This is a genomic window from Microbacterium sp. AG790 (assembly GCF_003634765.1).
GTDB lineage: Bacteria > Actinomycetota > Actinomycetes > Actinomycetales > Microbacteriaceae > Microbacterium.
Genome location: NZ_RBWZ01000007.1, coordinates 293,166 through 315,090, shown reverse-complemented (window position 1 = coordinate 315,090; position 21,925 = coordinate 293,166). Strand labels below are relative to the sequence as shown.

The 21,925-nt window shown below is 71.7% G+C and carries 11 protein-coding genes; all 11 read left to right on the top strand.

Going from position 1 to position 21,925, the window contains the following annotated elements; translation table 11 throughout:
* The first annotated feature begins 4 nt into the window (after window positions 1-4).
* The gene (locus tag DEU37_RS06960) at window positions 5-6,106 is read left to right on the top strand and encodes an Ig-like domain-containing protein (RefSeq protein ID WP_121189864.1); all 6,102 of its coding nucleotides are present in this window, start codon (window positions 5-7) and stop codon (window positions 6,104-6,106) included.
* 37 nt (window positions 6,107-6,143) lie between these two features.
* Complete coding sequence (locus DEU37_RS06955) at window positions 6,144-7,115, top strand: MoxR family ATPase (protein ID WP_121189863.1); 972 nt, start codon at window positions 6,144-6,146, stop codon at window positions 7,113-7,115.
* Window positions 7,115-8,509, top strand: a complete 1,395-nt coding sequence (locus DEU37_RS06950) for a DUF58 domain-containing protein (RefSeq protein WP_121189862.1) — start codon at window positions 7,115-7,117, stop codon at window positions 8,507-8,509. Before DEU37_RS06955 ends, DEU37_RS06950 begins: the two co-directional genes overlap by 1 nt.
* Entirely contained in the window at window positions 8,506-10,932 is a 2,427-nt protein-coding gene (locus DEU37_RS06945) for a transglutaminase domain-containing protein (RefSeq protein ID WP_121189861.1), read from the top strand. Before DEU37_RS06950 ends, DEU37_RS06945 begins: the two co-directional genes overlap by 4 nt.
* Complete coding sequence (locus tag DEU37_RS06940; protein WP_121189860.1) at window positions 10,925-12,097, top strand: RDD family protein; 1,173 nt, start codon at window positions 10,925-10,927, stop codon at window positions 12,095-12,097. Before DEU37_RS06945 ends, DEU37_RS06940 begins: the two co-directional genes overlap by 8 nt.
* The gene (locus DEU37_RS06935; RefSeq protein ID WP_121189859.1) at window positions 12,094-12,936 is read left to right on the top strand and encodes a PP2C family serine/threonine-protein phosphatase; all 843 of its coding nucleotides are present in this window, start codon (window positions 12,094-12,096) and stop codon (window positions 12,934-12,936) included. Before DEU37_RS06940 ends, DEU37_RS06935 begins: the two co-directional genes overlap by 4 nt.
* Window positions 12,936-14,375, top strand: a complete 1,440-nt coding sequence (locus tag DEU37_RS06930; protein WP_121189858.1) for an FHA domain-containing protein — start codon at window positions 12,936-12,938, stop codon at window positions 14,373-14,375. The genes DEU37_RS06935 and DEU37_RS06930 overlap by 1 nt, the downstream gene beginning before the upstream one ends.
* Window positions 14,372-16,036 carry a serine/threonine-protein kinase gene (locus DEU37_RS06925; RefSeq protein ID WP_121189857.1) on the top strand — a complete coding sequence of 555 codons (1,665 nt, stop codon included), beginning with the start codon at window positions 14,372-14,374 and terminating at the stop codon, window positions 16,034-16,036. The genes DEU37_RS06930 and DEU37_RS06925 overlap by 4 nt, the downstream gene beginning before the upstream one ends.
* Window positions 16,033-16,830: a hypothetical protein gene (locus DEU37_RS06920; protein WP_121189856.1), complete on the top strand. Its 798-nt coding sequence runs from the start codon at window positions 16,033-16,035 to the stop codon at window positions 16,828-16,830. The genes DEU37_RS06925 and DEU37_RS06920 overlap by 4 nt, the downstream gene beginning before the upstream one ends.
* Window positions 16,827-21,329: an FtsK/SpoIIIE domain-containing protein gene (locus DEU37_RS06915; protein ID WP_121189855.1), complete on the top strand. Its 4,503-nt coding sequence runs from the start codon at window positions 16,827-16,829 to the stop codon at window positions 21,327-21,329. The genes DEU37_RS06920 and DEU37_RS06915 overlap by 4 nt, the downstream gene beginning before the upstream one ends.
* Window positions 21,330-21,456: 127 nt before the next feature.
* Window positions 21,457-21,753: a WXG100 family type VII secretion target gene (locus DEU37_RS06910; protein WP_005054492.1), complete on the top strand. Its 297-nt coding sequence runs from the start codon at window positions 21,457-21,459 to the stop codon at window positions 21,751-21,753.
* Window positions 21,754-21,925: the final 172 nt, after the last annotated feature.

Sequence of the window (21,925 nt, the reverse complement as noted above, 5' to 3'; positions counted from 1 at the left end):
CACAATGAAGTCCTTTGCGTGGCTTCGCGCGCGCCCGCGCACGCTGATTTCCACCGCCGCGGTCACCGCGGCCGCTCTCGTGGTCGGCTTCTTCGCGGTGTCGTACGAGGGTAAGCCGACGACCGAGGTCGACCTGAACGACGGCGGCGTGTGGGTCACGAAGCAGTCGAGCCTGTTGATCGGCCACTTCAACCACTCCTCGCGCGTGCTCGACGGGGGCCTGCGCGCCGGCACGTCCGACTACGACATCCTGCAGAGCGGCACCCGTGTGCTCGTCGTCGACTCGACCGCATCGTCGATCGCGGCCGTCGATCCCGCTCGCGTGATCATGTCCGACTCGGCCGAACTCAAGCCCGGGTCCGCCGTCGCGATGGGTGCCGACACCGTCGCGGTCATCGAGCCCACCGGTTCACTCTGGACGAGCCCGTTCACGGCGATCAGCGGCATCGGGGCCCAGGGCGCCGAGCCCGTCGCCGACGAGGGCAAGAACGCGAAGATCGCCGTCGGCGTCGATGGCACGGTCTACGCCGCCTCCGCGTCGGAGGCCACCGTCCGTTCGTACGGCCAGGGCGACGACGGCACCACCGTGCAGAAGTCGTCGCGCGATCTTCCCGGAGTGACGGCCGACCACACCCTGTCGATCACCGTCGTCGGCACCACGCCGTACGTGCTCGACCACGACACCAACACGCTCTACGGCGGCGACGGGCTGCGCGTACAGGTGCCGGGCGACGCCGTGCTGCAGCAGCCCTCCGGCACGGCCGATGCCGTGACCCTCGCGACGCCGACGTCGCTGGTGCGCGTCCCCGCGGGTGGCGGCGATCCCCAGACGATCGAGGCCGGCGGCTCGAAAGGCACCCCCGCCGAGCCGGTGTACGTCGCCGGCTGCGCCTACGGCGCCTGGTCGGGCAGCGGTCGTTTCGTGCGCGACTGCCCCGGCGACGCCGACGACGCCGCGCGGGACGTTCCCGGCGTCGAGTCGACGAGCGTGCTGCACTTTCGGGTCAACCGCGACGTCGTGGTGCTCAACGACGTCTTCGGCGGTGCCGCGTGGATGGCCTCGGACTCGATGCAGCGCGTCGACAACTGGCAGGACATCACGCCGCCCGAGGGCGACGGCGACGACGAGGAGAAGACGACCGAGGAGACGGTGCAGACCACGCTCCCCGAGCGCACCGACCAGAACACGCCACCGATCGCGCAGGACGACCAGTACGGCGTGCGACCCGGCCGCACGACGGTGCTGCCGGTGCTCGACAACGACACGGATGCCGACGGCGACGTGCTCGTCGCCGCACCCGCCTCGACGCCCGCGTTCGGCAGCGTCGAGCCGATCAACAACGGGGCGGCTCTGCAGTTCACCGCCCCCGAGGGGGCGACCGGCTCGACGAGCTTCCGCTACACCGTGGAAGACGGCCGTGGCGGCGAAGCCACCGCGACCGTCACGGTGACGGTGCACCCGTTCGATGTGAATGCGGCTCCCGTCCAGAAGCGCACCACGCCCATCACCGTGGAGTCCGGCGGCACGGCCTCGTACAACGTGCTGTCGGACTGGATCGACCCCGACGGCGATGACATCTTCCTCAAGGATGTCGCCGCGGACGGGGGCGACGAGGCGGACTTCACGCCCGATGGGCAGATCACGTACCGGGCGATCGGCGGCGTCCAGGGCCGCAAGGACGTACCGATCGTCGTGTCGGACGGCACCGCCGACGGGCCCGGCATCGCGCGCTACGACATCCGTCCCCTCGGCACGACGGTTCCGGTCACCAACTCCGACCACGTCGTCACGCAGGTCGGGCGCACCGTGACGGTCTCCCCGCTCACGAACGACACGAGTTCGGGCAGCGAACCGCTGCGACTGACCCGCGTCGACGATGTTCCGGGCGCGACGATCGTTCCGGACTTCGCGAACAAGACCTTCACGTTCACGGCGTTGAGCCCCGGAACGTACTACCCGCAGTATCTCGTGTCGGCCGGACCGAACTCGGTTCCGGGTCTCGTCCGCATCGATGTGCTCCCGGCATCCAACGAGGACCTGCCGCCCGTCGCGGTGCGCGATGTCGCTCTGCTGCCCGTCGGCGGCGACGTGCTCGTCAACGTGCTCTCCAACGACACCGATCCCGCCGGCGGCATTCTCGTGGTGCAGTCGGTCAGCTCCGTCCCGGGCTCCGGTGTCGCAGCCGCGGTGCTGGGCCACGAGACCGTGCGCATCAGCGACGTCGGGTCGCTGAGCACGCAGGTGCGCGTCGGCTACACGATCTCCAACGGTGCGCGCACGGCCGAAGGCGAGATCGTCGTCATCCCGGTGCCGCCGCCCGCGAAGCTGCGTCCGCCGGTCGCCAACGACGACCAGGCCGTCGTGCGCGTCGGTGACACGGTCACCATTCCGGTGCTCGCGAACGACTACCACCCCAACGGCGACACGATGCACGTCGCCCCCGATCTCGTGCCGCCGCTGGTCGACCCCGCCGACGGCGAGGCGTTCGTCTCCGAGGACAAGGTCCGCTTCCGCGCCGGCAGCACGCCAAAGACCGTCTACGTGACGTACGAGGCCGTCGACTCGACCGGTCAGCGCGACGCAGGGTACGTCACCATCCAGATCCTGCCGCGCAACGATGAGGCCAACTCCGCGCCGAAGCCGCGCGACCTCACCGCGCGGACGCTCAGCGGTTCGACTGTCACGATCCCCGTGCCCCTGGACGGCATCGACCAGGACGGCGACTCGGTCGAACTGGTCGGCATCGCCGACGCGCCCAAGAAGGGCCGCATCGTCGAGACCGGGGCGAACTCGTTCACCTATGAGGCTTTCGGCGACTCCACCGGCGTCGACCGCTTCTCCTACCGCGTGCGCGACAGCCTCGGCAAGGACGCCACGGCCACCGTGCAGGTCGGTATCGCGCCGGCGGCATCCGTCAACCAGGCGCCCTACGCGGTGCGCGACACCGTGACGATCCGTCCGGGACGCGAGGTCGCCGTGCCGGTGCTCGCCAACGACTCCGACCCCGACGGTGACGAGTTCGGCTTCGCCGAGGACGACCCGATCACGATTCCCGACAACGTGCCCGGTCTGAAGGCGCGCATCAGCGGGAAGTACCTGCTGATCACCGCTCCGAACGAGCAGATGAATACGTCGCTCCAGTACGCCATCACCGATTCGCGGGGTGCGCGCGCCTCGACGAGCGTGCAGATCACGGTCGATCCGAACGTGCCGCTGGAGCGTCCCATCGCCCGCGATGACCGTGTGCGCGCCGAGGACGTCAAGGACGGCACCACGGCAGATGTGGCCGTGCTCGAGAACGACGACGATCCCGACGGCACGAAGAGCGACCTCACGGTGACCCTCGGCGCGGGCGGCGAGAATGCCCGCGTGGGCGCGGACGGCACGGTGCGTGTGCAGGTCACCGACCAGCGCCAGCTCATCACGTACACGGTCACCGACCCCGATGGCCTCACCGACTCGGCGTTCATCCGGGTGCCGGCCCTGTCGGAGCTGCCGCCGAGCCTCATCTCGACCAAGCCGGTCGAGGTCAAAAGCGGCGAGACGATCACCCTTCCGCTCTCGCAGTACGTGCGCACGGCCGGAGGCAAGTCCGTCGTGATCACCGAGGCCGCCAAGGTGTCGGCGATTCACGCCAACGGCGCGAGCCTCATCAAGGACCAGCAGACGCTCGTCTACACGTCGGCCGACCGCTACTTCGGCTCCGACGCCCTGACCTTCGAGGTCACCGACGGCGACGGGCCCGACGATCCGACCGGTCGGAAGGCCACGCTCACGATCCCGATCACGGTCCTGCCGCCCGACAACCAGCCGCCCACCATGCTCGGCGCGTCGATGAACGTCGCTCCCGGTGAGGATGCGACCGTTCTCGACCTCGCGGCGCTGGCGACCGATCCCGATCCCGGCGATCAGGGCAAGCTCACCTTCCGCATCAAGGGCTCGACCCCCGATGGTCTCACCGCCTCGGTCGACGGCACCCAGCTGAAGGTGTCGGCCGCGGCATCCGCGAAGAAGGGCACGCGCGCCGACCTCACGGTCACCGCCGATGACGGCACAACGACGCCCGCCGAGGCGACGATCTCGATCACCGTCACCGCGTCGACGCGGCCGCTGGCCAGCGCCAACGACGACGTCATCGCCGAGTCGAGCCAGGGCTCGACCGAGTCGGTGCCCGTGCTCGCCAACGACGTCAACCCGTTCCCCGACACCCCGCTCAAGATCGAGAACGCGGTGCTGGAGACCGGGCAGGCCCAGGTGGCCGTCAAGGGCGACCGGGTGGAGGTCACGAGCGACAAGTCGTTCGTCGGCACCGTCATCGCGCGCTACCGCGTGATGGACGCCACCGGAGACCCCGACCGCGCGGTCGAGGGACGCATCCGCATCACGGTGCAGGGAAAGCCGGATGCCCCGGGTCGCCCCGTCGTCTCGAGCATCCAGAGCCGCACGGTCGTGCTGTCGTGGACCCCGCCCACCGACAACGGGTCACCGATCACCGGGTACACCGTCACGTCGACGGCGAACAACTACATGAAGCAGTGTGCGTCGACCACGTGCACCCTGGACGGGCTCACCAACAACGTCGAGTACAACTTCGTGGTCACGGCCAGCAACAAGGTCGGCACGTCCGACCCGTCGCTGCCGTCGGAGACCGCACGCCCCGACGTGCGCCCCGACACCCCGGCGCCGCCGACACTCGTCTTCGGCGACCGCAGCCTCACCGTGTCGTGGGTGCCGCCGCGCTCGGAGGGCTCGCCGGTCACGTCGTACACGCTGGAGATCTCGCCGGCACCGCCGTCGGGCATCGTGCAGAAGACGGGTGTCACCGGAACGTCGATCGTCTGGGACGGCCTCGAGAACGGGGCGTCGTACCAGGTGCGCGTGCGCGCCCACAACAAGGCGCCGGATCCGAGCGAGTTCAGCCCCTGGTCGGCATCGATGGTCCCGGCAGGAAAGCCCGACGCTCCCGCGGCGCCGACGACCACGCTCCTGTCGCCGGTGGGCTCGCAGGCTCAGATCCAGGTCGACTGGAAGGCGCCCGCCAACAACGGCGACGCGATCTCCGGCTACGAGCTGCGCGTCCTGCGCGGCGGCTCCGTGGTGAACACCATCCCGGTCTCGGGCAGCCAGACGAGCCAGGCCGTCAAGGTCGACACGTCGACGACGGACTACACGTTCGACGTCCGCGCCCAGAACAAGGCCGGCTGGGGTGAGCGCAGTGCGCAGTCCGCACCGCGTCGCGGCGTCACCGCTCCGGCCGCCCCGACCGGCGTCGCCGCCACCGAGGGCAACAACACGGTCGGCGTGACGTGGCAGGCGGGGTCCGGCAACGGCGCGAGCGCGAACGAGATCCAGTACCAGTACTCCGTGAACGGCGGCGGCTGGCGCGGCGACTGGATCGGCGGTGGTACCAACGGCGCCGGCACGATCGGCAACGGCCAGGTCAACAACAACGGCACCTACACGATCCGCGTGCGCGCGGTGTCGACCGTCGACGGCAGCACGTACGCCAGCGACGCGTCGAACGACTCGAACGCGGTGTCGCCCTACGGGCCGATCGGCAACCCGTCGGCGAAGGCCGCGGCATCCGGGACGAACATCACCTACACCTGGTCGTCCCCGAACCGCAACGGTCGGGACATCTCGACCGAGGTCCTCATCGACGGCAGCCTCGTCAGTCGCGATGCGAACGGCTCGCTCACCCGCGGTTACGGCTACAGCGAGACGCACAGCATCGAGGTGCGCACGAGCGCGGCGGGTCAGACCACCACGGCGTCCGACTCTGCGCGCACCGTCGATGCGCCGCCGCCCCCGCAGCCGCGGGTGTGGGTCACCCGCGGCAACTTCGAAGCCGCCGGCTGTGTCAACGGCTGCTACCACTTCGTCGTCAACACGCGGAACTTCGATGCCGGCAACTACCGCGTCGAGTGCTGGAACGACTCCGGCGGCGCGCACAAGTTCGGCACCACCTACGCGTTCGACCTTCCCCGCGACGGTGCGGTCGAGCTCTACTGCTACAGCGGCGCCGACGGCTACAACGTGTGGGTCGACATCCTCGGCTGGGGAGGCTCCGTCGATACGGAGAAGCAGTGGTGGCCCCGAAATTGACCTCGACAACGACAGTCCGACAGCAAGGAACGAACGAATGAGCATGACCCCCGAACAGGCGGCGTGGTTCCGCGACACCTTCACGCGTCTCGTCGACAACGTCGATCAGGCGCTGCTGGGAAAGCGCGAGGTGGTGGGTCTCGTGCTCTCCGCGATGCTCGCCGAGGGACACGTGCTTCTCGAGGACGCCCCGGGCACCGGCAAGACGAGCCTCGCGAAGGCCATCGCCGCCTCCGTCCAGGGCACGAGCACCCGCATCCAGTTCACGCCCGACCTGCTGCCCTCCGACGTCACGGGTGTCACGATCTACGACCAGCAGAACCACCGGTTCGAGTTCCACCGGGGACCGGTGTTCTCCTCGATCGTGCTCGCCGACGAGATCAACCGCGCCTCGCCGAAGACGCAGTCGGCGCTGCTGGAGGTCATGGAGGAGTCGCGCGTCACCGTGGACGGCGTGGCCCATGAGGTGGGCCGTCCGTTCCTCGTGATCGCGACGCAGAACCCCATCGAGCAATCGGGCACGTACAAGCTGCCCGAGGCGCAGCTCGACCGCTTCATGCTGAAGACATCGATCGGCTACCCCACTCTCGCCGTCACCGAGCGGATCCTCGCGGGTGTGGTCGACCGCAACCCCTCGGCATCCCTCAGCGCCATCATCACCACGAGCGCGGTCGCCGACATGGCCGATCTTGCCGCCACCGTGCACGTCGACCCCATAGTCGCGCGGTACGCAGCGCAGCTCGTCGAGCACACCCGCGCGTCCGACGCGACCCGACTGGGTGTATCGGTGCGCGGAGCGATCTCGATGATGCGCGTCGCCAAGGTCTACGCGGCCTCGCAGGGTCGCCACTTCGTGGTGCCCGACGACGTGAAGACCCTCGCCGTGCCGGTATGGGCGCACCGCCTCGTGCTCGACCCCGAGGCGGAGTTCTCGGGCACGACCGCCGAGAGCATCGTCCAGCGGGCGGTCTCGGCCGTGGAGGCACCCCTCGCGCGGGCCGCCGGCTGATGTCGCCGGCACCGGACACTCTCACCCCGTCGCGCCGCGCGCGTCGACGGGGCGACGTCTCCGGCGCGCCCGCGGATGCCACCGCGCCCGCCTCCCAGACGCCGCCGACGCCGGATGCCGGGGGTGACCCTGACGGCGGCGACGCGCCTCTCGTCGCCCCGCGTGAGGCGACCGCGGCCGAGCGCCGCCGGGAGCGCATCGAGGCGGTGCGCCGCCGCGTCGTTCGCGTGCTGCGGGCGATCGGCGACGTCGTGCAGCCGCTCGGGTGGGTGCTGATCGCGACCGCCCTGCTCGTGTGGTGGCTGGCCTTCGCCTACGGCTGGCGCGAGTTCCTCGTCATCGCCGCCGTGATCACGGTGACGCTGATCATCAGCCTCGGCTTCCTCTTCGGCCGCACGACGTACGAGATCGGGCTCGACCTCACGCGCACCCGCGTCGTCGTGGGCGAGCGCGCCGTCGGCGGGCTGATGCTCGCCAACCGCACGCCGCGGACGCTCCTTCCCTCCGAGGTCATCCTTCCCGTCGGCGCCGGCCGCGGGGTCTTCCAGGTGCCGCGCCTCGCGCCCGACGAGGAGCACGAAGAGGTCTTCGCGATTCCGACGACGACACGCGGCGTGCTCTCGGTGGGACCCGTCAGCGTCCGTCGCGGCGACCCGCTGGGCCTGTTCGAGCGCGCGCACGACCGTCGTCAGGCCGTCGACCTGTACGTCCATCCGCAGACCACGGCGCTGGACGGCCTGTCGCTCGGGCACCTCCGCGACCTCGAAGGTCTGCCGGTGCAGCACCTCGCGCGCGACGACGTGTCCTTCCACGCGCTGCGGGAGTACCAGCCCGGCGACGACCTGCGCCACGTGCACTGGAAGTCGACGGCCCGGGTCGGCGAGGTGATGGTGCGCCAGTACGAGGAGACGCGCCGCTCGCACTTCGTGGTGGGCCTGTCCACGCTTCCCGACGAGTATCGCGAGGCGGCGGAGTTCGAGCTCGCCATCTCGGTCGCCGGCTCCATCGGCCTGCGCGCGCTGCGGGACTCGCGCATTCTCGACGCCCGCACCCAGCAGGGGCCGCTGCGCTCGCTCAGCTCCCGTCGCTTCCTCGACGAGCTCTCGATGCTCGGGCACTCGCGCGCCCGGCTCGGCGGCATCGTCGCGCTCGCCGGCGGCATCGCCGCCCACGCACCGGATGCCGCGGTCGTCGTGCTCGTCACCGGATCGCGCACCGACGCGGCCGAGCTCCGCCTCGCGTGCTCGCGATTGCCGCTCGGCGTGCGCGCGCTCGCGGTCGTCGCCGACACCCGGGTGGATGCGCCGGCGCTTCAGCGCATCGGCGAGGCCGATGTCGTCACCGTCGGCGCGCTCGACCAGCTGCCCCGCGCCGTGCGGAAGGTGCTCTCGTGAGCGCGCGTCTGCGGCTGCCGCGTCGGCTCCCGCGCCCCGCCGCGCGTGCGGAGACGACGCGCGAGCCGCGCGTTCTCGTTCTCGATCTGACCGCCGCCGCGCTGCTGCTCGCCGTGTCGATCATCGGGTTCGCCCCCACCTTCGACTCGCCGCAGTACCTCGTCGCCGCCATCGGCGGTCTCGCTCTCGGGCTGGCGCTCGCGTGGGCCGGGGCGCGGTGGCGCCTCGGCGTGCTGAGCCTGGCGGGCGCGACGATCGGCGCCTACGTCGTGTTCGGCGGTGCGCTCGCGCTGCCGCACACGACGCTGCTCGGCGTCATCCCGACGCTCGAGACCTTGCAGCAGCTCGCCCTCGGAACGATCACGTCGTGGAAGCAGCTGCTGACCACGGTGCCGCCGGTCGCGGCATCCGATGGTCATCTCGTGGTCCCTTTCATCCTCACCCTCGTCGGCGGAGTCCTCACCGGGTCGCTCGCGCTCCGGGCGCGCCACGGCGCCTGGGCTCTGCTGCCCGCGCTCGCGGTGCTGATCGCGACGATCCTGCTGGGTGTCGCGCAGCCCGCGGCCCCGCTCGTCCAGGGCATCGTCTTCGCCGTCGCCGGCACCGTCTGGCTCGCGCTGCGCCGCGCGTGGGACCACGACCGTGCCGCCGTGCGCATCGAGTCGGCAGGAGTCTCGGATGCCGCGGCCGTGCACAGTTCGCGCACGCGCCGACTCGTCGCGGGGGGTATCGTGCTGGCGGTCGCCTCGGCGGCGGGAATCGCCACCGCCGCGGTCGCCACGCCGCCGCGGTACATCCTTCGCGACTTCATCGTTCCGCCGTTCGACATCACCGACTACCCGAGCCCGCTGCAGTCGTTCCGCGGTTATGTGCGCGACGACGCCGACAAGACCCTGTTCACCGTGACGGGACTGCCCAAGGACGGCCGCGTGCGTCTGGCGACGATGGACACCTACGACGGCATCGTCTACAACGTGTCCGACGACGGAGCGGGCTCTTCCAGCGCGTTCACGCCGATCCGCTCGAACATGTCTCCCGGTGCGACCGGCACGGCGGCGACGCTGCGCATCGAGATCGGCGACCTGAGTGGAGTGTGGGTTCCCGACGTGGGCGCCGTCCGCGACTTCACGTTCGACGGCGCGCGGGCACGCGAGCTCGCCCGCACGACGCACTTCAACGACGCCACCGGCACGGCGGTCGCTCCCGCGGGACTCGCGGCGGGCGACGCCTACACGATCGACACCGTCATCCCCGATCTGCCGAGCGACACGGCGCTGGCCGACGTGCCGTTCGCGGCGCTGAAGATGCCGAAGCAGACGGGTATTCCGGAGAAGATCGCCGACATCGCCTCCAAGGCGACGGCCAGCGCCGACACCCCGATCGAGCGGGCGCGAGCCCTGGAGAGCTACCTGCACACGCAGGGCTTCTTCAGCCATGGTCTGGGCGACGGCGTCGTCTCGCTGTCGGGTCACGGCGCCAACCGCATCACGTCGCTCTTCGGCGGTGACCAGATGGTCGGCGACGACGAGCAGTACGCCGTCGCGATGGCCCTCATGGCGACGCAGCTGGGCATGCCGGCGCGCGTCGTGATGGGGTGGCACGCCGACGAGAAGCACCCGCAGGACGGGCCGACGCTCACCGCCACCGGCGGCAACCTGCACGCGTGGGTGGAGATCGCCTTCCAGGGCCATGGCTGGGTTCCGTTCGATCCCACCCCCGACGAGGACAACAAGCCCAACGACCAGTCGACCAAGCCGAAGGCCAACCCGAAGCCGCAGGTACTCCAGCCGCCGCCGCCCGCCCAGCAGCCCGCCGACCTGCCGCCGGCCATCGCGGAGAACCGCGACCAGGACGACGAGCAGGCCGCAGACCTCAGCTGGCTCGGACCGGTGCTCCTGTACGGCGGCCTCACGCTCGGCATCCTCCTGCTGCTGGCGGCGCCGTTCATCGTGATGGGCGTGATCAAGGGTGTGCGACGTGCACGCCGGCGCAACGCGGAGCGCACCGCCGACCGTATCTCGGGCGGCTGGGACGAACTGGTCGATTCGGCCGTCGATCTGCGGGCCCCCGTGGCGATCGGGGCGACCCGCGTCGAGAGCGCCCTCGTCGTCGGCTCGACCTTCGACGAGCCGCGGGTCACACAGCTCGCGACGCGCGCCGATGTGGATGTCTTCGGTCCGGGCGACCCCGCACCCGAGGATGTCGACGCGTTCTGGCGCGAGGTCGATGACATCGTCGGCCAGATGCGCGGATCGACGACCGTCTGGCAGCGGCTGCGCGCGCGGCTGAGTGTGCGGTCACTGCGCCGCAGCGGTTGGTCGTGGCAAGCCGTCGGCCACGCGGTCGCGGGCACCGGCCGCGCCGTCGTCGCTCGTGTGCGCCGCGGCATCCGCCCTCGTGGAACGGAGTCCTCCGATGACTGATCTGGATCTCGTGCGGCGCCCGGCGCAGCTGGGCCGACGAGTCGGTGCCTATCTGATCGATGCGGCGATCGGGATGGTCGTCCTGCTGATCGCCGTGGGCGTGTTCGCCGGCATCTCCTTCGGCACCGGAGGGGCGCTGCCCCTGCCGCTGGCCGTGGGCCTGGCGTACCTGATCGGTCTCGGCTGGTTCGTCGTCTACACGCTGATGCAGGCAGGCGCGGGCTCGCTCGGCATGCGCGCGCTCGGGCTGCGACTCGTGCGGGAGGGTGGGGCGGTCGATGCGTCGGCCCCGGCATCGCGCCTCGGCTTCGGCCGCGCGCTCGGCCGCAACCTCGTCTGGGCGTTGGGCGGCGCGATCGTCGTCGGGTACTTCTCCCCGCTCTTCGACTCGTCGCCGTGGCACCGGGGATGGCACGACCGCGCCGTGAGGGCCGTCATGACCGATGTCGCCGGCCGCTCGCCCGTGCCGTCGCCCGCAGCCGACTCCGGAGCGGATGCCGCGCCCGCCTCGCCCGCGTCGGCTCTGGCGCCGACTGTGCTGCCGGCGGCCCCGATCCTGCCGGTGGGGCAGGCGCCCGAGATCGGCGGCTGGTCGCCGCCCGCGCCCGCGCCCGCCCGGACCACTCCGCTGGCCAGTGGCGTGATCTCCTTCGTTCCCGGAGTGAGCGACGCTGAGCGACTGGATGAGCCCGCCCCCGCTCCCGCTCCGGGCGTGCCGACCGTGGAGGTGTCCGACGCGCCGCCGCCGGCATCCTTCGCACCGCACGCGGCCGCGGAGCCCGTCCCGGGTAGCGGGGTGATCGAGAGCGTCGATGAGACACGGATCTCCACCGGCGAACGTCCCTTCGCGCGCCTCGTGTGGGACGACGGAACGCGGCAGGCGCTCTACGGGCGCACGCTGTTCGGCCGCAATCCCGCCCCCGAGACGGGGGCGATGATCTCGCCCGTCCGCGACGAAACCCTGTCGCTGTCGAAGACGCATTTCGAACTGATCCCCGACGATGATCGCGCCGTGTGGGTGGTCGACCGGCACTCCACCAACGGTGTCGCGGTGCGCCGCGGCGACGACCTGCTCCCGCTGGAGCCGGGGGAGCGCACCCGGGTCCGGGCGGGTGACGTGCTCGTGTTCGGCGACCGGCAGGTCAGCGTCGAGGTGACCTCGTGATCGACGCCACGCCGGCTGAGCCCCCGATCGTCGTCCGCGTCGGCGCGGCGTCGCACACGGGGCTTCGCCGCCGCGTCAACGAAGACGCGTACCTCGCTCAGGCGCCCCTCTTCCTCGTCGCCGACGGGATGGGCGGGCACGACGCGGGAGACCGCGCCAGCGCTGCCGTCGTGGCCGAGTTCGCCCACCTGGTCGGTGGTCCGAGCCTCGCCATCGACCAGATGCGCGCGGCGCTTCGTCGTGCGCGCTCGCGCGTCGAGGCGATCGCCAGCGATGGACGTGCGGCGGGCACGACACTGGCAGGCGTCGTCGTCGCCGACGTCGGCGGGGTCGGATACTGGCTGACCGTCAACGTCGGCGATTCCCGCACGTACCGCTTCGCGCAGGGCGTGCTCGAGCAGATCAGCGTCGACCACTCGGTCGTGCAGGAGCTCCTCGACGCCGGCGTGCTGTCGGGGGCCGATGCCGCCACCGACAGTCGCCGCAACGAGATCACGCGGGCGATCGGGGCGGGAAGCGAAGGCCAGGCCGACTACTGGATGGTGCCGGCCGAGCCGGGCGATCGCATCCTGGTCTGCTCCGACGGGCTGTCCGGCGAGGTGCCGGCCGATCGGCTGCGCGACATCCTCGCCGAGGAGAGCGATCCCGACGCGGCGGCGACGCGACTGATCCATGAGGCGCTGCTGCACGGCGGACGCGACAACGTCACCGCGGTGGTCGTGGATGCCGTCCACGTCGCCGGCTACGACGACGTGTACGACACGGCCCCCGCGGGGGCGCGCCAGGCGGAGGCGGACGGCGATACCCGACCGCGCGCGGGCACGAGAGGTGATGTGTGATGACGGATGCGATGACGAAGACGCGGATCGACTACCGGCCGGCGGCGACGGACGACGCGTGGTGGCTCGCGGTCGACGGTGATGCCCTCGTGTTGCTGTCTCCGGCGGTGTCGGCGGCCACGGCCACCGGCGTGTGGCGCGGGCTGGGCACGGGAGGCATCGGCGCCGTGCTCGAGGCGCTCACGAGCGCGTTCGGCACGTCGCTCACAGCGATCCCGCCGTTCGCCCTCGCGATCGCCGAGGCCGGCGGCGTGCGCGTGGCCGTGCGCGGTGACGTCGAGGTCGTCGTCGAGGGCGAGCACCCCGAGGCGGTGTCGGGCGCGGGCGTGGCGACGTGGACCGAGCGTTTCGTGCCGGGGGCCGTGCGCGTGAGCGTCGCCCCTCACGCGGGCTCGCCGGCGCCGGCCGCGGACCTGCCGCTGCGGTCCGGAGTGGTGCGCACCGATCTCGTCGAGATCGACCTCGCCGTCGTGTCCGCGGCGTCCGCTTCTCCTGTTCCTCCTGCAGCTTCCGCTCCGGCCGTGGCCGTCGCCGTGGCCCCGGCCACCGGGCCGTCGGTTACCGAGGATGCGTCGGATGCCGAGGAGCAACCGGGCATCGCGACCTCCTCGGCATCCGCCATCTCCTCGGCATCCGCCATCTCCTCGGCATCCGTCATAGATTCGGTGCCGCCGGGGTTGCTCGGCGGCGCCCCCGAACCGGAGCCCGTGCGGGAAGCCGAACCGGAGCCCGAGCCGGAAGGAGAACCGCAGCCCGCGCCGGCGGCGCCGGCTGCCGACACCTCGGCCGACACGCTGATCCCCGAGGCGACCGCCGCCGAGGAGGTCGCCGCCCCCGTCGACGAGTACGACCTGCTCTGGGGCGAGACCGTGGCCCGTCCGGTGTCCGCCGCTGCGATCGCCGCCGTCGACCCCGAGGCGGAGTCAGCGGCCGAAGCGTCCCCCACGGCGCCCGCCGCGAGCAACGCGACCTCCGCCGGCGACGGCGATGATCTCGGCGACCACGACGGGGCGACGATCGCCGTCGCCGAGATGCGGGCCCTTCGTGCCGAGCGACCCGCGTTCGATTCGACCGACAACGTGCCGGCGCGTCGGCCGGCTCGCGGACGCATCCGGCTGTCGACCGGACGTGTCGTCGAGCTCGAGCGTCCGGTGATCATCGGTCGTCGCCCGAAATCGACGCGCACCACCGGAGCCGACCTGCCGACCCTGGTCGCGGTGGACAGCCCCGATCAGGACATCTCCCGCAGCCACGTCGAGATCCGCGCCGAGGGCGAGCACGTGCTCGTCACCGACCTCGACACGACCAACGGCACCGTGCTGCTGCGCGGCGGCAGCGAACCGGTGCGGTTGCACCCGAACGAGCCGACGATGGTCGTCACGGGTGACGTCCTCGACCTCGGCGACGAGGTCACCGTGACCTTCGAGGACCTCCCGTGAGCGCCGCCAAGCGTCCGCCGGCCCCGCCGCCCGCCCTGCCCGGATTCACCTACGTCGACGTCCTCGGCTCGGGCGGGTTCGCCGACGTCTATCTGTATGAGCAGCAGCTTCCCCGCCGCCGCGTCGCGGTGAAGGTCATGCTGCCCGACCGCTTGGCGTCGGGGTCGGCCGAGCAGTTCACGGCCGAGGCGAACGTCATGGCGCTGCTGTCGACGCACCCGGCGATCGTGACGATCTATCAGGCCGGCGTCTCGGACGACGGCCGGCCCTACCTGGTCATGGAGTACTGCTCGCGGCCCAACCTGCAGGTGCGTTCCCGCACGGCGGCGTTCTCCGTCGCGGAGGCGCTGCGGGTGGGCGTGCAGGTCGCCGCCGCCGTGGAGACCGCGCATCGCGCCGGCATCCTGCATCGCGACATCAAACCGGCCAACATCCTCGTCACCGAGTACAACCGTCCCGCGCTCACCGACTTCGGCATCGCGACGACGGCGGAGTCGGAGGAGTCGTCGGGAGGCATGTCGATTCCGTGGTCACCGCCGGAGGCGTTCAGTGATGCCCCGGCATCCGGCGTCGCCACCGACGTCTACGCGCTCGGAGCGACGGTCTATACGCTGCTCGCGGGGCGATCACCGTTCGAGCAGCCCGGCGGCCGTAACGGCGGCGCGGATCTGATCCAGCGCATCGAGTCGCAGCCGGTGCCGCCGCTCACGCGTGCCGATGCGCCGACCTCGCTGCAACTGGTGCTCGAGCGCGCGATGGCCAAGCGTCCGGGCGACCGGTACGAATCCGCTCTCGCGTTCGCCCGTGCCCTGCAGCGCGTGCAGATCGAGCTCGCCCACTCGGTGACGCCGATCGACATCCTCGACGATGCCCCGCACGAGGATGCCGAGGACGACGCCGACGGCGAGCTCACCCGGGTCCGCGGCATCGTGAGCATCGAGCCGAACACGAACCCGGCCGCCGGCCCCACGCGCCGCCGTGACAGGGACAACCCGTGGGCGCCCGAGACGATGGGCACGCTGCCGGCGGCATCCACCGTCGCGGCGGCCTCGGCCGACACCGCCGAGCCGACGCTGCTGCGCGGACCCGTCTCGATCGCCCCGCAGGCCGACATCGACACCTCGTCGACCATCCGCCGCCCTGCCAAGGGTGCACCGCTGCCCGCGCACACGCTCGATCCCACGGACGCACGCACGGCGACCGTCCCGGAGACCGCTGCCGGTGCGGACGAGACGGCGACCCCCCGGTCCCGCCGCGGGCTGTGGATCGGTCTGGGCATCGCCGCGGCCGTCGTCGTCGTGGGAGCCGTCGCCGTCGGCGCGAGCCTGTTGACGCCCGCGGTCGAGCCGCAGGCGTCTCCGACGCCGTCGACGACCGCGGTCGCGCAGGATCCGTTCGAGGGGGTCGTCCCGCCCGTGACGGCGCTGGCCGGCCGGATCGAGGGCGGAGGCGCCGTCTTCACCTGGACGAACCCCGACCCGAAGGACGGCGACGCCTACCTCTGGTATCCGTACACGCTCTCCGGCAACGGCGACGTCCGCAAGGTGACCGAGACCACGGTGTCCCTCCCCGCGGATGCCGGTGGCACCACGTGCGTCGCGGTCACCCTCGTCCGCAAGGGCGGCTCGGCGAGCACCGAGACCCGGAAGTGCACCCCATGACCGATATCCACGACACGGTTCCGCCCCTCGACGATCCCGCGGCGGACGCGGCGAGCAGCGACATCACGGTGGAGTTCGCGGGCGAGTACATCACGGTGCCGTCGGGCACGCGGTTCACGATCGGCCGCGAGGGCGACCTCGCAATCGACGACAACCGGTTCCTGCACCGCCATTTCCTCTCGATCGAGCAGTCGGCGGGGCTGTGGTGGCTCGTCAACATCGGCTCGCGCCTGGCGGCCACCGTCACCGACACGGAGGGGCGGGTGCAGGCCCAACTGGCCCCGGGCGCCCGCCTGCCGATCGTGTTCGGGGTGACCACGGTCGTCTTCAGTGCCGGCCCCACCACCTACGAGCTCTCCGTGCACACCGCGCAACCCGCCTTCCGCGAGACGGCGCCCGAGAGCGTCCTCGAGGGCGAGTCGACGATCGGCGCCGTTCCCCTGACGCCGAGCCAGAAGCTGTTGATCCTCGCTCTGGCCGAGCCGGTGCTGCGTCGCGAGGGCACCGGGATGAGCGAGCTGCCCAGCTCCGCCGCTGCCGCGCAACGTCTGGGCTGGAGCATCACGCGCTTCAACCGCAAGCTCGACAACGTCTGCGACAAGCTCGACCGCCAGGGCGTGCCTGGCCTGCGCGGCGGCGTGACCAGTTCGGCCACGAACCGTCGCGTGCGCCTCGTCGAGCACGCCGTCGCCTCGCGGCTGGTGGTGCGCGACGATCTCGCCATGCTCGACGACCCGGCCGCGTACGATCGCGACGCCGCCGATGATGCACCGCGCCGGAAGGAACTGGGATGAAGCTGCGCACCACGCTGGTCCGGCCCGGAGGCGAGCCCGAGGACCTCGTCATCAACGCCGACGCCGATGCGACCGTCGGCGACCTCGCCCGCACCATCGCCGACCTCGATCCGCGCGGCGGGGCGGCCGGCGACGAGGTGACGCTCGAGGCGTTCGGCACGATCGCTCCCGGCCCGGGCGAGGTGCTGGATGCCGCGGCATCCGTCTCGCACGTCCAGCTCGGTGCGGGCTCGGCCGTGCGCATCGTGCCGACCGGCTACCAGCCGCCGCAGAAGCTCGGCGAGGTCGAGATCGTGTCGGGTGCCGGCGCCGGCACGACGATCCCGTTGGAGCGGGGCGTCGTCATCATCGGCCGCGACGCGCAGTGCGACATCGTGCTGGATGACCCGCTCGTCTCCAAGCGGCACGCGCGCCTGGAGGTCGGGCAGGGCCGGGCGGAGCTCGTCGACCTGAACTCCGCCAACGGCATCCTCGTCGACGGGGCGCCGGTCACGTACCTGACGGCGGCCGACGGCGAGATCGACGCCGTCCTGGGCGACACGCGCCTGCGCATCACGGCGGCTCCCGCCGACACCACGGCGGCGCCCTCGACCTGGCGGCAGGCGCCGTTCGTGCGCTCGCCGCGCGTGGAGGCGCGCTACCTCGGGGAGGAGCTGCCCGGCACCGACCTGCCGGCGCCACCGGCGCCGCAGATGTTCCCGTGGCTGGCGATGATCGCCCCGGTGATCATGGGCCTCGTGCTGTTCTTCGTCATGAAGCAGCCCTACGCGCTCGTGTTCGTCGCGGCATCCCCGCTTCTCATGCTCGGCACCTGGCTGACGACGCGGCTGCAGGGGCGCGCGCAACTCCAGCGCGACAAAGACCGCTTCGAGCAGCAGCTCACCCGGCTGTCCACCCGGCTCGAGCAGGAGCGCGAGACCGAGCGCCGCGTCCGCCGCGGCGAGGTGCCCGAACTCGATCCCATCTGCGCCGACGCGCTCTCCGCGGGGCCTCTGGTCTGGACGCGCCGCCCCGAGCACTGGTCGTTCCTGCACGTGCGTCTCGGCGACGGCACCGCCCCGAGTCGCAACTCCGTCGCGGAGTCGACCAAGCGCGACGCGGCGATCCCGTCGTACGTCGACCGCCTCGACGAGGTCGTGGATGCCTTCCGTGAGGTCGACGACGTGCCGATCCTTGAATCGCTCGCCGAGGCCGGCGCCATCGGCATCGCCGGCTCGACGGCGCGCGTCGGCGACACGGCGCGAGCGCTGCTGGCCCAGACGGCGGGGCTGCACGCGCCCTCCGACGTCCACATCGTCGCCTTCGTCGGTCCCGCCACCCGTGCGGCGCTCGCCGACCTCAAGTGGCTGCCGCACACGTGGGCCGCCGAGGACGCGCTCGGCACCGCCCCCATCGCCGACAACGCGGCGACCGCGTCGCGACTGCTGGCCGAGCTCGAAGAGCTCGTCGACACCCGCACGAAGCAGCTGCGGCGCCTGCGGGCGCTCAAGGCGACGGATGCCGCGACCGCCGCCGGCGCCGAGGTCGGCGAGTCCCGGGGTCGCGACGAAGAGATGCCGCTTCCGGCATACGTCGTGATCATCACCCCGGACGCCCCCGTCGACCGGGGGCGGCTCATCCAGCTGAGCGAGCGTGCCGCCGGCAGCGGCGTGGTGCCCGTCTGGGCGACCTCTCGCGTGTCCGACCTGCCCGCCGCGTGCCGCACGTGGGTCGAGCTCCCCGCCGACGGCGAGGCGAGCGCCAACTTCGTGCGCCTCGGCACCGTCATCTCCCCGCTGCGCGTCGAAGCGCTGGATGCCGCGCGCTTCGGCGTCGTGGCGCGGGCGCTGGCCCGCATCACCGACATCGGCGACGTCGCGGAAGACGCCGGCGACGTGCCCCGCACCATCCCGCTGCTGCAGCTGCTGGGATCGGACATGGCCACCAGCGCCGACGCCGTCATCGACCGGTGGACGCAGAACGCGTCGATCCGGGCCACGCGCTCGGGCGCCGGCTACCAGCCCAAGCTGCGCGCCCTCGTCGGTCAGGGGGCCCAGGGCGCTCTGCACCTCGACCTGCGCCAGCAGGGCCCGCACGCCCTCGTCGGCGGCACGACAGGCTCGGGCAAGAGCGAGTTCCTGCAGGCGTGGGTGCTCGGCATGGCCGCCGAGTACAGCCCCGAGCGTGTCACGTTCCTGTTCGTCGACTACAAGGGCGGCTCGGCCTTCGCCGACTGCGTCAGCCTCCCGCACTGCGTGGGCCTCGTGACCGACCTCAGCCCGCATCTCGTCCGTCGGGCGCTGACCAGCCTGCGCGCCGAGCTGCACCACCGCGAGCACCTCTTCAACCGCAAGAAGGCCAAGGACCTCCTCGAGCTGGAGAAGGCCGCCGATCCCGACGCCCCGCCCGCACTCGTGCTCGTCATCGACGAGTTCGCCGCCCTCGCCAAGGAGGTGCCCGAGTTCGTCGACGGTGTCGTCGACATCGCCCAGCGCGGGCGCTCGCTCGGCATCCACCTCATCATGGCGACGCAGCGCCCCGCCGGTGTGATCAAGGACAACCTGCGCGCCAATACCAACCTCCGCGTCGCACTGCGGATGGCCGACGAGACCGACTCGGACGATGTCATCGGGTCGAAGGAGGCCGCCCTGTTCGATCCCGGCATCCCCGGTCGCGGCATCGCCAAGACCGGTCCCGGCCGCATGAACCTCTTCCAGTCGGCCTACTCGGGTGGCTGGAGCCTCCGGGCCGAAGCCGAGCCCGCCGTCGAGGTGCGCCCGTTCCTGCTCGGCGACGCGCCGGCGTGGGAGAAGCCCGCCGTCGAGGCGCCCGCCGAGACCGAAGACCTCGGCCCCAACGATCAGCAGCTGCTCGTGGCGCGTTTCGGCGACGCCGCGCAGCTGGCCCGCATCGCCCCGCCCCGCCGGCCGTGGCTCGACGAGCTGGCCGCCACGTTCGACCAGACCAAGCTGCACCAGCGCACCGACGCGCGGCTGGTGCTCGGCGTCGTGGACGTGCCCGAGCGCCAGGACCAGGTGCCGTTCTTCTTCGAACCCGACACCGAGGGCCATCTCGCGATCTTCGGCACCGGCGGCTCCGGAAAGTCCGTGACCCTGCGCACGCTCGCCGTGTCGGCCGGGATCACCCCGCGCGGCGGTCCCGTCCACGTCTACGGGTTGGATGCCGCGACCGGGGGCCTGCGCATGCTCGAGTCGTTGCCGCACGTGGGCGCCGTCATCTCCGGCGACGACACGGAGCGCATCGATCGCCTCTTCGCGATGCTCCGCAGCGAGCTCGACCGTCGCGGCGACGCGTACGCGGCGGCGGGCGCATCCACGCTCACCGAGTACCGCGCTCTCGCCGGACGCGCCGACGAGCCGCGCATCCTGCTGCTCGTCGACGGCTTCCCTGCCTTCCGCACGGCGTTCGAAGGCGTGCCCGGGCGCGCCGAGGCCTACCGCGCGTTCCAGCAGGTGCTCACCGACGGTCGCGGACTCGGCATCCACGTGGCCCTCACCGCCGACCGGGGCCAGAGCGTGCCCACCTCTTTGCAGGCGATGATCCAGCGCCGGATCGTGCTGCGGATGGCCGACGAAGACGGCTATGCCCTGCTCGGGATGCCGCGTGACATCCTCGGCGCGGATGCGGCACCCGGTCGGGCCATCGTCGACGACCACGAGGCGCAGATCGCCGTGATCGGCGGCACGTCGAGCACGAAGGACCAGTCGCTCGCGATCGATCGGATGGCCGAGGTGATGATTCGGCGCGGCACCGTCGCCGCTCCCGGCATCCGGGCGTTGCCCACCGAGTACGGGGTCGACACGCTGCCGCCCACGACACCGACCGGGGTGGCCATCGGCCTGTCCGACCTCGACCTCGGTCCGTTCGGGATCGAGCCGCGCGGCACGTTCATCGTCGCCGGCTCGCCCGGAGCGGGGCGTTCGACCGCCGCCGCCGCCATCGCCCGTCAGACGCTGCGTGCGCGACCGGACACCCCCGCGTTCTACATCGGCGACCGGCGATCGCCCGTGCAGGATGCCGTGGCGTGGACGGCCACGGCCGAGGCGCCGTCGGCGGCCATGGCGGTGCTCGGCGCCGTCGACGAGGCCGCCGACCGCGCCGCCGCGGGCGGACCGGTGCCGCTCGTCGTGCTCGAGGGCGTCGGTGAGTTCGCCACCTCGATCATCGAGATGAACCTCTCGACGCTCGTCAAGCGGGCCGGTCGCGGCGAGGTGTTCTTCGTGGTTGTCGGCGAGATGAGCGAGTGGACGACGAACTTCGGTCTGCTCGGTGAGATCAAAGCCGCGCGACGCGGCGTCGTGCTGCAGCCGGAGACGATCGACGGCGAGGTCGTCCTCAAGACGCCGTTCCCGCGCCTGGTTCGCGGCGAGCTGCCGGTGGGGCGCGGAATCCTGGCTCACCGCGGCAAGACCGTGCGCATCCAGTTCCCGCTGCTGTCGGTGCACGACGGGCCCGCCACCGACGCCGGCGCACTGGCCGCGACGGGGGTGCAGGCATGAGTGCGGCGGCGCCGGCGGGGCCGCCGTCATGGGGAGTTCTCCCCATGGTCACCGGCCGCGACGCCGCCTATCTTCGAAACAACAAGACCTCCCGGCACACCGGCCGGGCCAGATGAAAGGGGCCCTCATGGCCAATCTGAATGTCACCTACGACCAGATGAACTCGGCCGCCTCGCGCCTGCGTGACGGACAGAACGAGCTCGAGGCGAACCTGCAGCGCCTGCGCCAGCTCGTCGCTCAGCTCGTCCAGGACGGCTTCACCACGAGCCGCGCCTCGGGCGCTTTCGACGCCTCCTACACCGAGTTCACCACCGGTGCGACCAAGACGGTCCAGGGCATCGAGGGCATGGCCTCCTTCCTCGAGAAGGCCGCCCAGGCCCTGCAGTCCACGGACGAGCAGCTCGCCAGCCAGCTCGGTCAGTGATGTCGACCTGCGGGGCGCTCGCGCGCCCCGCAGGTTCACGAGGCCTTCCACCTCGCGCCGCTGCGCCGAGCGTGCAGGTGGAGGGCCTCGCGAACCTGGGGAGCTGACGGAGGGCAGATGTCCAGCTCGACCCCGACGCCCTGCGCACCGCGCGACGGTCTCGGGGTTGCTC

Bases quoted from the DNA above. Each gene is read 5' to 3' on its own strand.
- DEU37_RS06960 (WP_121189864.1), top strand. From the start codon at position 5: ATGAAGTCCTTTGCGTGGCTTCGCGCGCGCCCGCGCACGCTGATTTCC.
- DEU37_RS06955 (WP_121189863.1), top strand. From the start codon at position 6,144: ATGAGCATGACCCCCGAACAGGCGGCGTGGTTCCGCGACACCTTCACG.
- DEU37_RS06950 (WP_121189862.1), top strand. From the start codon at position 7,115: ATGTCGCCGGCACCGGACACTCTCACCCCGTCGCGCCGCGCGCGTCGA.
- DEU37_RS06940 (WP_121189860.1), top strand. From the start codon at position 10,925: ATGACTGATCTGGATCTCGTGCGGCGCCCGGCGCAGCTGGGCCGACGA.
- DEU37_RS06930 (WP_121189858.1), top strand. From the start codon at position 12,936: ATGACGGATGCGATGACGAAGACGCGGATCGACTACCGGCCGGCGGCG.
- DEU37_RS06920 (WP_121189856.1), top strand. From the start codon at position 16,033: ATGACCGATATCCACGACACGGTTCCGCCCCTCGACGATCCCGCGGCG.
- DEU37_RS06915 (WP_121189855.1), top strand. From the start codon at position 16,827: ATGAAGCTGCGCACCACGCTGGTCCGGCCCGGAGGCGAGCCCGAGGAC.
- DEU37_RS06910 (WP_005054492.1), top strand. From the start codon at position 21,457: ATGGCCAATCTGAATGTCACCTACGACCAGATGAACTCGGCCGCCTCG.